The 12,503-nt window shown below is 42.1% G+C and carries 15 protein-coding genes, 1 tRNA gene and 1 riboswitch; of the genes, 3 read left to right on the forward strand and 13 right to left on the reverse strand.

Annotated elements, in window-relative coordinates:
* Positions 1-186: 186 nt before the first annotated feature.
* Genes gcvPB through gcvT form a run of 3 tightly spaced genes read right to left on the reverse strand, consistent with a single transcriptional unit; the run spans position 187 to position 4,106 of the window.
* Complete coding sequence (gene gcvPB / locus ACTHRG_RS19020) at positions 187-1,647, reverse strand: aminomethyl-transferring glycine dehydrogenase subunit GcvPB (protein ID WP_440231784.1); 1,461 nt, start codon at positions 1,645-1,647, stop codon at positions 187-189.
* Positions 1,640-2,986, reverse strand: coding sequence for an aminomethyl-transferring glycine dehydrogenase subunit GcvPA (gene gcvPA, locus ACTHRG_RS19025; RefSeq protein ID WP_076258065.1), 1,347 nt, complete (start codon positions 2,984-2,986; stop codon positions 1,640-1,642). Before gcvPA ends, gcvPB begins: the two co-directional genes overlap by 8 nt.
* Before the next feature lie 16 nt (positions 2,987-3,002).
* Positions 3,003-4,106 carry a glycine cleavage system aminomethyltransferase GcvT gene (gcvT, locus tag ACTHRG_RS19030; RefSeq protein ID WP_076258064.1) on the reverse strand — a complete coding sequence of 368 codons (1,104 nt, stop codon included), beginning with the start codon at positions 4,104-4,106 and terminating at the stop codon, positions 3,003-3,005.
* 159 nt (positions 4,107-4,265) lie between these two features.
* A riboswitch (glycine riboswitch) is annotated at positions 4,266-4,354 on the reverse strand.
* A 180-nt stretch (positions 4,355-4,534) separates the two neighbouring features.
* Here gcvT and ACTHRG_RS19035 point away from each other — a divergent pair.
* A complete protein-coding gene (locus ACTHRG_RS19035) occupies positions 4,535-6,223 on the forward strand; it encodes a DEAD/DEAH box helicase (protein ID WP_440231786.1) in 1,689 nt (562 codons plus the stop codon).
* Positions 6,201-6,995, forward strand: coding sequence for a YqhG family protein (locus tag ACTHRG_RS19040; RefSeq protein WP_076258062.1), 795 nt, complete (start codon positions 6,201-6,203; stop codon positions 6,993-6,995). The genes ACTHRG_RS19035 and ACTHRG_RS19040 overlap by 23 nt, the downstream gene beginning before the upstream one ends.
* A gap of 43 nt (positions 6,996-7,038) precedes the next feature.
* Here ACTHRG_RS19040 and ACTHRG_RS19045 read toward each other — a convergent pair whose 3' ends face one another.
* The 9 genes from ACTHRG_RS19045 to comGA form a co-directional block, all read right to left on the reverse strand.
* A complete protein-coding gene (locus ACTHRG_RS19045) occupies positions 7,039-7,224 on the reverse strand; it encodes a YqzE family protein (RefSeq protein ID WP_076258061.1) in 186 nt (61 codons plus the stop codon).
* Positions 7,225-7,302: 78 nt separating this feature from the next.
* Entirely contained in the window at positions 7,303-7,800 is a 498-nt protein-coding gene (locus tag ACTHRG_RS19050; RefSeq protein WP_076258060.1) for a shikimate kinase, read from the reverse strand.
* A 12-nt stretch (positions 7,801-7,812) separates the two neighbouring features.
* Positions 7,813-8,196, reverse strand: a complete 384-nt coding sequence (comGG, locus tag ACTHRG_RS19055; RefSeq protein ID WP_076258059.1) for a competence type IV pilus minor pilin ComGG — start codon at positions 8,194-8,196, stop codon at positions 7,813-7,815.
* The gene (gene comGF, locus ACTHRG_RS19060) at positions 8,186-8,665 is read right to left on the reverse strand and encodes a competence type IV pilus minor pilin ComGF (protein ID WP_440231790.1); all 480 of its coding nucleotides are present in this window, start codon (positions 8,663-8,665) and stop codon (positions 8,186-8,188) included. Before comGF ends, comGG begins: the two co-directional genes overlap by 11 nt.
* Positions 8,616-8,945, reverse strand: coding sequence for a phosphatase (locus tag ACTHRG_RS19065; RefSeq protein WP_076258057.1), 330 nt, complete (start codon positions 8,943-8,945; stop codon positions 8,616-8,618). Before ACTHRG_RS19065 ends, comGF begins: the two co-directional genes overlap by 50 nt.
* Positions 8,929-9,366, reverse strand: a complete 438-nt coding sequence (gene comGD / locus ACTHRG_RS19070; RefSeq protein ID WP_440231793.1) for a competence type IV pilus minor pilin ComGD — start codon at positions 9,364-9,366, stop codon at positions 8,929-8,931. The genes ACTHRG_RS19065 and comGD overlap by 17 nt, the downstream gene beginning before the upstream one ends.
* Positions 9,366-9,689, reverse strand: a complete 324-nt coding sequence (gene comGC, locus ACTHRG_RS19075; RefSeq protein ID WP_076258055.1) for a competence type IV pilus major pilin ComGC — start codon at positions 9,687-9,689, stop codon at positions 9,366-9,368. Before comGC ends, comGD begins: the two co-directional genes overlap by 1 nt.
* Positions 9,689-10,720 carry a competence type IV pilus assembly protein ComGB gene (comGB, locus tag ACTHRG_RS19080; protein WP_076258054.1) on the reverse strand — a complete coding sequence of 344 codons (1,032 nt, stop codon included), beginning with the start codon at positions 10,718-10,720 and terminating at the stop codon, positions 9,689-9,691. Before comGB ends, comGC begins: the two co-directional genes overlap by 1 nt.
* On the reverse strand, positions 10,707-11,777 hold the full coding sequence (gene comGA / locus ACTHRG_RS19085) for a competence type IV pilus ATPase ComGA (protein WP_076258053.1): 1,071 nt from the start codon (positions 11,775-11,777) through the stop codon (positions 10,707-10,709). Before comGA ends, comGB begins: the two co-directional genes overlap by 14 nt.
* A gap of 147 nt (positions 11,778-11,924) precedes the next feature.
* On the opposite strand from comGA, the gene ACTHRG_RS19090 reads away from it, so the two are divergent.
* Positions 11,925-11,996 (forward strand) — tRNA-Gln (locus tag ACTHRG_RS19090).
* A 49-nt stretch (positions 11,997-12,045) separates the two neighbouring features.
* Here the strand turns inward: ACTHRG_RS19090 and ACTHRG_RS19095 are convergent.
* The gene (locus tag ACTHRG_RS19095) at positions 12,046-12,399 is read right to left on the reverse strand and encodes a Spx/MgsR family RNA polymerase-binding regulatory protein (RefSeq protein ID WP_076258052.1); all 354 of its coding nucleotides are present in this window, start codon (positions 12,397-12,399) and stop codon (positions 12,046-12,048) included.
* Positions 12,400-12,503 lie beyond the last annotated feature (104 nt).

Raw genomic sequence — 12,503 nt, forward strand, 5'->3', positions numbered from 1 at the left:
AGTTCGTCTAGTGCAATCATTTCAATTTGATCCCGTTGAATTGGATTATGTTTGGAAAGCATTTTAATCACCTCAAGTATTGTATTACTTCTATTGTAAAACAAAAAAAACTGCAGACAAGCACGATTTTAATCGAGTTTGTCGACAGTCTGAAGGCCTCGTCAGTTTGACGGGGCCTCTTGTTTATTATTGTTTTTGGTAACGGAGAACCGGCTTTCTTGCGGCCATGGTTTCATCCAGACGGCCAATCACAGTTGTATGAGGTGCTTCCTGAACAATCTCAGAGTTTTCCTCAGCTTCTTTTGCAATTTGAATCATCGCGTCGACAAAAGCATCCAGCGTTTCTTTAGATTCTGTTTCTGTCGGCTCAATCATGATACACTCTTCCACGTTAAGAGGGAAGTAGATGGTTGGCGGATGATAGCCAAAGTCAAGAAGGCGCTTGGCAATATCCAAAGTGCGCACGCCAAGCTTCTTCTGGCGCTTGCCGCTTAAAACGAATTCATGCTTGCAATGTCTGTCAAATGGCAGGTCAAAGAATGGCTCAAGCCTTCTCATCATATAGTTTGCGTTTAGTACCGCATTTTCCGTAACTGCCTTCAGACCATCCGGCCCCATAGTACGGATATAAGTATAAGCCCGTACATTGATCCCGAAGTTTCCATAATACGGCTTCACGCGGCCGATTGATTGCGGGCGGTCATAATCAAATTCATACTGGTCACCATTCTTAACTAAAACAGGCTTCGGAAGGTATGGGATCAGATCCGATTTTACGCCTACAGGGCCAGATCCCGGTCCGCCGCCGCCATGCGGTCCTGTAAAGGTCTTATGAAGATTAAGGTGAACAACATCAAATCCCATGTCTCCAGGGCGTGCCTTTGAAAGTACAGCATTCAGGTTAGCTCCATCATAGTAAAGCTTGCCGCCGGCGCTGTGAACAATCTCTGCCATTTCAAGAATGTTTTCTTCAAACAAACCTAAAGTGTTCGGGTTAGTCAGCATAAGAGCAGCAGTGTCCTCGCCAACCACTCTTCTCAAGTCCTCTAAATCCACCAATCCATTTTCATCGGATTTAACCGTTACTGTTTCAAAGCCTGCAACTGTTGCGGATGCCGGATTTGTTCCGTGGGCAGAGTCAGGAACGACTACTTTAGTACGTTTGGTATCCCCATTCGCTTCATGATAAGCACGGATCATCATTAATCCGGTCCATTCTCCGTGCGCTCCTGCAGCCGGCTGAAGTGTAACTTCATCCATTCCTGTAATTTCAATCAGGTGCTCCTGCAGATCATACATCAATTCCAGCGCACCTTGAACAGAGCTTTCATCCTGCAGCGGGTGTAAGTGGGCAAAACCGTTGAAGCGCGCTACATTCTCATTGATTTTAGGATTATATTTCATTGTGCAGGATCCAAGTGGATAAAATCCCGAATCAACACCATGATTTCGTTTGGAAAGTGCAGTATAGTGGCGCATGATATCAAGTTCTGACACTTCCGGCAGCTCAGGCTCTTCTTCTCGCAGATAGCCCTCAGGAAGAAGCTCGCCAAGGTCAATTTCCGGAATATCCATCTCCGGCAGGCTGTAGCCGATACGGCCTTCTGTGCTTAATTCAAAGATGAGTGGCTGATCTTCCTTATGCATGGTAATCCCCCATTTCTTTAACGAATGCATCGATTTCTTCCTTCGTTCTCAATTCCGTTACAGCAACAAGCATATGATTTTTCAGGTCAGCATAATCTCTGCCCAAATCGTAACCGCCAATAATGTCCTTTTCAAGGAGCTTTTGATTTACTTCCTTAACAGGCTTATTCACCTTAATGACAAATTCATTAAATGAGGGACCTTCGAATGGAACTTCAAAGCCGGCAGCCTTAAATTGCTGTTTTGCATAATGGGCTTTTTGCATATTGGCAGCAGCCATTTCCTTTACGCCCTTCTTGCCGAGAGCAGTCATCGCTACAGATGCCGCCAGTGCGTTGAGAGCCTGATTGGAACAGATATTGGACGTTGCCTTATCACGGCGTATATGCTGTTCACGCGCCTGAAGGGTAAGCACGAAACCGCGGCGTCCCTGATCGTCTACCGTTTGCCCGACAAGACGTCCCGGCACTTTTCTCATCAGCTTGGATGTTACGGCAAAATATCCGCAATGAGGGCCTCCAAAAGCCGTAGGAATACCGAAAACCTGAGCATCTCCTGCTACGATGTCTGCTCCGAATTTTCCCGGAGGTGTCAGTGCGCCAAGAGCAAGCGGGTTGCTTGAAACAACAAACATGGACTTGTGGGCATGAATAATTTCCTCAAGCTCTTTTAATGGCTCGACTCTGCCAAAAAAGTTAGGGTATTGTACAATCACAGCAGCGATATCATCGCCAATCATTTCATTTAGGGCTTCAAGGTCAGTGGTGCCTTCTTTATGAGGGATCTCAATCACTTCAATATATTGGCCCTTTGCGTATGTTTTGACTACTTCCTTCGATTCAGGGTGAACTGCGCTTGAGATTAATATTTTCTTCCGGCGTGTGCTGCCTGCGCTTAGCATGGCTGCTTCAGCAAGTGCAGTTCCGCCATCATACATGGATGAGTTGGCAACATCCATTCCTGTTAATTCACAGATCATGGTCTGGAATTCGAAAATTGCCTGCAGCTCTCCCTGGGAAATTTCCGGCTGGTAAGGAGTATAGGCAGTATAAAACTCTGAACGGGATAATACATGATCCACAATGACCGGCATGTAATGATCATAAACGCCCGCACCAAGGAAAGATGTATTTGTGCGAAGATCAGCGTTTTTTTGAGCCATTTTAGTAAGCTCTTTCAGTAAGGCTGTCTCTGATTTCGCCGGCTTGATTTTATATTCGCCCTTAAATCTTACACTCTCGGGAATATCACTGAATAATTCTTCCACAGAACTGACGCCGATTTTCTCAAGCATTGCTTTCTGGTCAGACTCTGTCATCGGTAAATAGCGATGTTTCATCATTTTCTCCCCCCGGTTAGTTCTTTTCTCTTTTGTAAAAAGGTGTTGCTTCAATCTTAGCCTTCAGCCGTTTGCCGCGAATCTCCACTTCCAATTCAGTTCCAAGCTCCGCATGCTCTTTCTTGATAAGAACAAGGCCGATGTTCTTTTTCAATGTCGGAGATTGAGTGCCTGTTGTCACTTCCCCGATCAGTTCTTCTCCCTTATATACAGGATATCCATGGCGCGGAATACCGCGGTCAATCATTTCAATTCCGGCCAGCTTGCGCGGCACCCCGTTTTCTTTTTGGTTCTTAAGCACTTCTTTTCCGATGAAATCCGCTTCTTTATTCACCTTGACAGCAAAGCCTATTCCTGCCTCAAGCGGTGTGATCTCAGGTGAGAGCTCCTGGCCATAGAGTGCCAGGTTTGCTTCAAAGCGAAGGGTATCCCTTGCGCCAAGTCCGCATGGGAGAACGCCTTCTTCTTTGCCTGCTTCAAGAATTTCATTCCATAATGCGGCTGCATCCTTGGCATCACAGTAAACTTCAAATCCGTCTTCTCCTGTATATCCAGTTCTGGAGACAAGCGCTTTCTTGCCATTCAAATCAACATCCTGCTGGAATTTGAAGAATCCGATATCCGATAGATTCGTACCAGCAAGCTTTTGGAGCACTTTTTCTGCAAGCGGCCCCTGAATCGCCAGCTGTGCCATATCTTCTGAAAGGTTTTTCAATTCCACATTGCCTTCAGCATGGTCCTGCAGCCAATTGAAATCCTTTTCGATATTAGAAGCATTTACAACCAGCAAATAGTGGTCATCCTCTATTTTATAGACAAGTAAATCATCAACAGTTCCGCCATTTTCATAGCACATGGCTGTATATTGAGCACCTGAGTTCTTTAATTTGGAAATATCGTTCGTCATCATTTTTTGAAGGTATTTAAGACTGTCCGTCCCCTTCACTTCGATTTCACCCATATGGGATACATCAAAAAGGCCGGCTTTTGTACGGACTGCTTCATGTTCTTCTTTAATGCTAGAAAATTGAACAGGAAGGTCCCAGCCGCCGAAGTCGATGGTTTTGGCTCCGTAATCCTTGTACACCTCATATAAAGGCGTGCGTTTTAACTGTGACATTTACTCGTCCCCCTTAAATCTTTTGAAATTTGTTTTAGGAACATAAAAAAGGACAGAGTATCCCCTCAATTATGAGAAGATCTCTGTCCTTGCACCTGAAAGTTTACCGAAACCGGCTGTCCCCTTGGGTGGCTTATTAAAAAGCACTCTCCAGAGCTGCGTCAAACAAGAGTTCTTTTGCCTGAGAGATTCACAGATTTTGCTTGCTCCTTCGGCGCTACAAATGTAGTCTCTCCCCTTGTTATCATTCGCATTTATAAAATTTTCCAAGATGGTCATACTTATACCAAACAGAAAAAATTAAGCATCCATTACATCGGTTAACTAAATGTAATGTGTTAACTTTCAAAACTTTCAAAGCTATTAACATCGTACCACCTTAACAAGGTTTGGGCAATATCTTTATATAGATAAAAGGAGCTGTTTTTATGACAGTGCAAATTGGCTTTGATTCTGCCTGGCAGGATGAATTCTTAAAAAGGATTGATGACGACGGCCCATGGGGAAACTGGGAGCTTTATAAACTGGCTGTTGAGGTTGAGAACCATACCACTATTCCTGACTTTGAAGGCTTGCAGGCTCCGAAGCATCTGCCGAACCTTACTCCTCTTCCCCATCAGCTGGAAGTGGCCAAGCAGGTAGTCGAAAGCATGAACGGCAAGGCGATCCTGGCTGATGAAGTCGGTCTTGGAAAAACGATTGAAGCTGGGCTGATATTAAAGGAATATATGATCCGAGGACTCGTAAAAAAAGTCCTTATACTTGTTCCAGCTTCCCTCGTTTCCCAGTGGGCCATGGAGCTGAACAGCAAATTTTTCATTCCTGCTGTGGCGCAGCGGAAAAGCTATGTATGGGAACAATGCGACGTTGTGGTATCATCCATCGATACAGCCAAACGCAATCCTCATCGAGACATTATTTACAGCCTTGATTATGACCTGATCATTATAGACGAAGCTCACAAGCTGAAAAATAATAAAACGAGAAACTATGAATTTGTACAAAACCTTAAAAAGAAGTTTTGCCTGCTATTAACAGCAACACCCATTCAGAATCGAATCAGTGAAATTTTCAATCTTGTGTCCCTGCTTAAACCCGGACATCTTGGCAATGAATCAGCTTTTTATGAAAATTATAAAAAAGACTCACGATCTTTGAACGATGATGCACATCTAAAGGAACTCGTAAACAAAGTCATGATCCGCAACCGCAGGGCAGATACCGGGATTGAATGGACCAAACGGCATGTGGAAACCATACCGATTGAATTTTCGCAGGCAGAGCTTGAGCTCTATGAAGCTGTAACAGAGCTGCGGAGTGAAGAAAATTGGGTGAGTTCCAGCCAGTTTTCAGTAATGACCCTGCAAAGAGAGGCATGCTCAAGCAGAGAAGCTGTCTATTTTACGCTTCAGAATATGCTGAAAAGACAGGAGCAGCCTTCAATAGCTTTCCAGGAGCAAATACAATACCTTATTAAAAAGGTTGAAGCGGTCCAGCAAAACTCAAAAGCTCAAAAAGCACTGGAATTAATACAGAAAATAAATGACAAGGTCATAATCTTTACTGAATACAGGGCAACGCAAATGTACCTGCAGTGGTTTTTAAAGCAATATGGCATCACATCGGTTCCGTTCAGGGGAGGATTTAAAAGAGGCAAAAAGGACTGGATGAGGGAGCTTTTCCAAAAGAATGCTCAAGTCCTGATTGCAACAGAAGCGGGAGGAGAAGGAATAAACCTGCAATTCTGCAACCATATCATAAATTTTGATCTCCCCTGGAATCCAATGCGGCTCGAACAAAGGATTGGGCGCATCCATCGTCTCGGCCAGGAAAAGGATGTCATGATTTATAATTTCGCCACGAAAGAAACAGTCGAAGAACACATAATGAAGCTTCTATATGAGAAAATACATCTCTTCGAAAAAGTCATTGGTGATTTAGATGACATTTTAACAAAGCTTGAATTCGGCAGTATTGACGATCACCTTGTTGATATTTTCGGAAAATCGGCTTCAGAAGGTGAAATGAGAATTAAAATGGAGAACTTGACGAGCATGATTCAATTCGCGGAGGATCTGAAAGAAGGTGAACTGAATGCAGCAACAGGAAATTCATAAATTCCTTGAAAGGTATTTTCACGCAAATGGGTGTGAAATAATTGATAGAGGTCCGGGGTATATGACCGTACAGCTGACGATTGATTTGGATAAGGAGTTAATGAATCGTCCCTTTTATTGGCACTATCTCGAAAAAACAGGCGGAATCCCAAACCCGATGCAGCTGACGCTTATTACAAACCAGCAGCTGGCCCCTCCGCATATTAAGGGGGAAGTCATTCATTTTGGCTCCCCGAGGCTTCACCAGATTTTTGATTCGGCCAGGAACCTGGCCGGCTATATCCGATTATATGAAAATCACCGGCAGGCACCAGGAAAGCAGGTGCCGCTAAGACCATGGCTGGGAATGAACATTCGCGTATCCTATCAATGCGACCGAAAACGGGATGTCTTCAAATCGATCGGCCTCCAATTGATAAATGGCCAGATGGTCGAAAGCTTTCATGACAGATTGCTTGGCATGAGCCTTACGCCCAAAATCCCCGACTACTCGTTCACACTGTCTCCGCTTATTATGCCGGGGAGCGGAGTATACAGGGTAGCAAATTTTATTAAAGCCGAAATTGAACAAGAAGATCATATATGGGCTGATGAGGCCCGTAACCGCTGGCAAAAAGACCTTAGCCTTCTTGAACATTTTTATGAAGATGCAGAAGAAAAGGGCGAAAGCTATGAAAACGAAAAAACAGCACTTCAGGAGCAATATGAACCAAAGGTGAATATCTCCATCATAAATGGCGGTCTCTTTTACCTGACAGACAGCGCAGTCTAAAAATGCAAAAAACCGGCAATTTAGCCGGTTTTTTGCGTAAAAACTATTTTTGTTTCTTTCTTCTCATGCCCAAGTAAAACAGATAAGAAAACATTCCAAACCATCTGAATAAAAACGGCTCTTTCATGTCCTTTTTTTCAATACGATGCCGTTTTCGCTCATCTTTTGGCTGATCAATATATTTTACTACTGTCTGTGTAAGAAACTTTACATAATCGTTGGATTTCATGTTCATACCTGCCTTTTTCCGTACAGAATTGCAAGAACAGCCTGCTATTTATCATTTACAAGTATGTCCAACGGGTTTTCACTCTAAACAATCTATTATTTCCTGAATAATCTCTGCTTTATCTTTATTAGTTGTATCAATGATCACATGGGCAGTTTCTTTATAGAGCGGCATCCTTTTTTCATAAAGTTCGTGGATCAGCCTTTTTTTATCGCCTTTCAGCAGCGGTCTGGAATGATCCTTCTCAATCCGTTTAAAGATTTCTTCAGGAGACGCATAAAGGAAAAAAACAATTCCTGTTTCGCTAAGCCTTTTTCTGTTTTCAGGATTTATTACAATGCCCCCGCCAGTGGTTATAACTCCCGCTCTGCCATCCATTTCATTTAATATAAGGGATTCAAGGCTTCTGAAGTATCCCTCTCCATGCTGCGCGAAAATATCATTAATATTTTTATTCTCACGCTTCACTATTTCTTCGTCTGTATCAATTACTTCATAATTTAAGCGGGCTGCCAGCTCTTTTCCTATTGTTGTTTTGCCGGAACCCATGAATCCGATTAAATAAATTGGCTTCATTTTTATCCCCACTCAGTTTTTTTCAATCCATTTTATCATTTTTTGCAGGTCTGTGTCATAGTAAGCATAACCGGAAATTTCTTTATCAGATCCAATTTTTGTTTTGAAGGTAATCTGAATTAAGCTTGCTGCCACAGGAGAAATCTCATAGGAAACCGATCCTTTTTTAAACGAATAAACTCCTGACTCTTTCGGGTCTGCATTTTCACTCAGCATTTTTTCTGTTTTTTTAAAGGAACTCAGCAGGTAGTATTCCTGCATCATGACGGTCTCCGTCTGTTTCACGATCCTTTTCTCAGAAATAAACTGGTCTAATTGAATTGTAAGAAGAAAGAGTGCAGCCAGAATGATTGTCAAAGTAAGAGGATAAGCAAATCCTTCCTGATTACGGTACATCAATATCCTCCATATCCATTAAGTAATAAAGAAACGCGGAATGCTTCTGATCAAATTGATCCGAAACATTTATTTCAACTCCGCCATTGACAGACGTAAATGTAATGGCATTTAGTTTCTGAAGGACAATCTCATGGCCTTTCATATCCACTCTCCTTCGCAAGTTAGATCCATATTTCTCATAAAGTACACTTTTCCCGTCTATCGTTAATACAATCGAAACAGGTGTTATATTAGCAGCATCAGCAAGTCTGATTTCTTTTTTCAGCTGGTTGATAAATACATGCCATTCAAGTCTTTGTGTCCTTGCTTCCATTTTCCAGTCCTGAAAAATGAAATTTAAACTAACCGTCAAAAAGCTAACAATCAATAAAAATACTGAAAATGAAAACAGCATTTCAAGCATTGTAAATCCCTTATTATTGAAATACCTCACATTTTTCCTTCGTGCTATCCCGTACATTTTCATACCTTATGCAAACCTCCGTAAATCCTTGGTTTTCCTTAAGGAATATTTTATAGACTGTCTGATTTTTCTTCATGGTCTTCCCCTCAGGAAAACTGCCTTCCGATGCAGCATTCAGAAGACTTTCATAAAGCAGCTGTGTGCTTTCATTATCCTGTTTTACCTCTTCAGAATGCTCAAGTGCCTTTATGACAAGGGGAAACATTATGCCCGCTGCAAGCAGCATCCCTGATAAGGACAGCAGGAGCTCAGCCAGAAAAAAGCCTTCATTCCTTCTCCACATTAAATCGTCCTCTTCCGATAAAAAATGTTATTTTGTATTGCTCCCTGTCTGCTTTAATATAGAAGCTTCCAAATTTATTTGTAATTCCGCCAGGTCCATATTGAAAATACAATGGCATTGTTCCCTGCTTAATCTCAATGATTCCGGAATATTCTCTGCTAAAGATAGGATCAGCCGCAAGCTCATCCTTTGCGAAATACCTATTCTCCTCTGGAATGATCTGAATAGCTACATCTGTCTGGTGGGTTATGGCATAGTTTTGGGCATAAAGGAGGTCAGATTTTAATTGGGAAAAGAACATTATCTTTTCAAGATAGAAAAAATGCGGTTTAAGAAGCAGGGCTGTAACCGAGGCAATAATAAGGAAAATACTGAGAACGAATAGCGACTCTATCAATGTAAAGCCTGCTTTGTTTTTCATCATGACTCTTCAGATTCAACCTTCCCATCTGCAGAAATTGTAATGGCATCTCCATTTGGACAAGTTGTGGTTTCTGCATTGAGATATTCGGCAGCAACTAAGTCCTGTATATCCGAAGGAAGTGCTTTTTTATCGATTTCATATGCCTGAACCTGCGCTTGCACCATTTTAACAAACGCCTCGCATCCCTTGCTGTTTATTTTTGAATTGTGTTTTGTTACATTGGGAATGGTAATGATTAAGAGCACTGAAATCACCAATAAAACAATCATCATTTCAATAAGCGTGAATCCTCTGTTATTGTTTAACATACGCCATTTCATTAAAATCCCTCCAGTAAATGAAACATAGGCAGCAGAACTGCCAAATACATCGAAACAATTAAAAAACCGATAAACATATATAAAACGGGCTGAATGATCTTAAGAAGTTTTTCTGTTTTTTCCTCCATCTTGTGCAGACAATGTCTGCTGAAAAACGTTAATTCCTGGTCCAGCCTGCCATTTTTTTGACCATGTCTGATAATATTAGACAGTTCCCTTTCAAAAAATGGAAACCTCAGTAGAATGTCTTCCAGCTTATTCCCTTCACGGAGCTTGAGCTTCACGGCTTTACCGATGGCTCTGTAAAAAGGCTGCTTATCATTTTTCTCAAAAAGACTCAGCGCCTCAGATATGGACAACCCCCCATTTAAAAGATAACTGAGCTGTACAGCAAAGAAGTGGGTATAGTAAAGGCGAAGAAATTGGCCTGCTGCAGGTACTCTTACCAGGATTTTTTTTTGCTGGATAGGGGAAAGATTTCTGAATCTGACAAAATAGTATATAAACAAAGCGACCAAGCCGAAGAACAGAATCAGAAGAAAAAATGGGAGAAAATCACCAAACAAATAAACGGCTTTCGTAAAGAAATTAGGCTGAAGCTGCATTGAAACAAATAAGGAAGAGAAACGGGGCAACAGGACTTTATCAACGAAAATAAATAAGAATGCAGTAATGAGCATCAGGAAAATCGGATAGGCCATCAGCTTTTTCAATTTTTCGGTGTCCCTGCCTTTTCGGAGCACCATTTCGCTTCCTTCAAGAAATGCAGAAGCAAGACCTCCGTGCTGTTCAGCAAAAAAAACATAGCCAATCAGATTTTTATTAAAGTTCATGTTTGAAAGTATTTGATAAAAAGGAAAACCTTCTCTCAATTGAGAGAGGCACTGCCTGATTTCATGTTTTCTTTTTAGCGGCAGCTGATGCACCAGCGACTCCAGCGCTTCAGATAAAGGGTAGCCTCTGGACAACAGTTCCCCTGTATTCTTCAGAAACAAACCCTGTTCCTGAATGGTCCATTTATGCTTCTCCATCGTCATGCACCCACCTGCTGTACTCCGATTCCTTTATATAGCCCAGAGCAATCCCTTTAGTTATGACTTCCTTCAGTGTTCGATACTTAACAAGGCTGTTTTCCCCTCTTGCATTCTTTATGGAGGCATTGAGCGCCCTTCCTGCAAGCAGCTCAAACACACTCGCCCTTTTCCACCTGCCATATCCATAGCAGAATGGGGAGCATTCCCCTTCACAATATGGACAATTCAATTCGACAAGGCGCTGTGCGGTGACCGCCACTAAAGTCTGCTCAATCTCCAGCATGTTTACTCCAAATTCAGCCAGACGATATACAGCCCCCTCGGCATCCCGGGTATGCATGGTGCTTAATACAAGGTGACCGGTGAGAGCTGCTCTAACTGCAATCTTCGCCGTTTCCGCATCCCGGATTTCACCGACCATAATGATATCAGGATCATGGCGAAGGATTGCTTTTAAGCCTGCAGAATAAGATACGCCTGCTTTCTCATTCACTTGAACTTGAAGAACTAAGTCATTCTCTTTTTCAATTGGATCTTCCAGGGTGATGACATTGCGATGGAACATATGGGAGGTTTCATTCAGAAGGGAATACAGTGTTGTGGTTTTACCGCTGCCGGTCGGGCCAGTGAAAATAATCAATCCATGAGCATGCTTCAGTAATGCCAGCATTTTTCTTGTCATGTCTGGAAAAAGGCTGATTTGGTAAAAAGGAATTTGTTCCTGCTGGGGAAGAATTCTGATAACGAGGCTTTCGCTGTGGCTTGATGGGAGGGTTGAAAAGCGCAGGCCAATCATTTGTCCGTCTACTTCAAGTGAATATGCACCGCTCTGCGGCCTTCTCTTTTCACCAATATCCATCGATGCTGTAAATTTAAAATGAGAAATCAATCTGTCGCACTCTTCTTTGGGGAGATAAAGCCTTGGGGTCAATTGGCTGCCGAACCTCAGCTGAATGAGTGTGTCTTTTCTTCGGGGAATGATGTGGATGTCGGAAGCATGGCTTCTGACTGCGTCTTTAATAATTCGTTCTGCCATTCTTTCAATTATACTCAACTAATTATGCACCACCTTTTTTTATTGTTCTGGATAATAATTCGACTTATCCAGATCATTTCCTTCATTTTTCGGCAATTTTTTTTGACGAATTTGTGAATAGATTATTTTTTTCTTTCCATAATAAAAAAGGATAAAGCGAATTAATGGGCTATAGCCAAGCGGTAAGGCACCGGACTTTGACTCCGTCATGCGCAGGTTCGAATCCTGCTAGCCCAGTAGTTGTGGAAGGACAGCGGATGTCCTTCCTTTTTCAATTTAGAATAATCTATTTAGCCATATTCTTAAATGCATCCGGATTATAGCCTATGACAATCTTATCTCCGTTTGTCAGAATTGGCCTCCGCAGCAGTTTTGGCTCCTTAATGACCATTTGCACCACTTCTGATAATGATAATTCCTCAAGGTTCTGTCCCAGTTCTTTATAGGTCTGGCTGCGGGTTGCGAGAATCTCATCAAGTCCGCTTGTGGTTAAAGAAAGGATTTTTAATAATTCTCTTGGTGATGGAGTCTCCCTGAAGAGATGCCTCTCTTCAAAATCAATTGAATGGGCTGTCAGCCATTTTTTCGTCTTTCTGCAGGAAGTACAGCTGGGATATGTGAAAAATGTCAATTGGCTCATACCTCTTCACCTCACAAATTCATTATTTTGCCTATACATATTGTATATCAATTGTACAATAATTGTATACACTTTTGTATAAGTAATTAAACTTCATTTGTGAA

It is taken from the genome of Cytobacillus sp. SAFR-174, assembly GCF_051964675.1.
In the GTDB taxonomy this organism is placed as follows: Bacteria; Bacillota; Bacilli; order Bacillales; family Cytobacillaceae; genus Cytobacillus.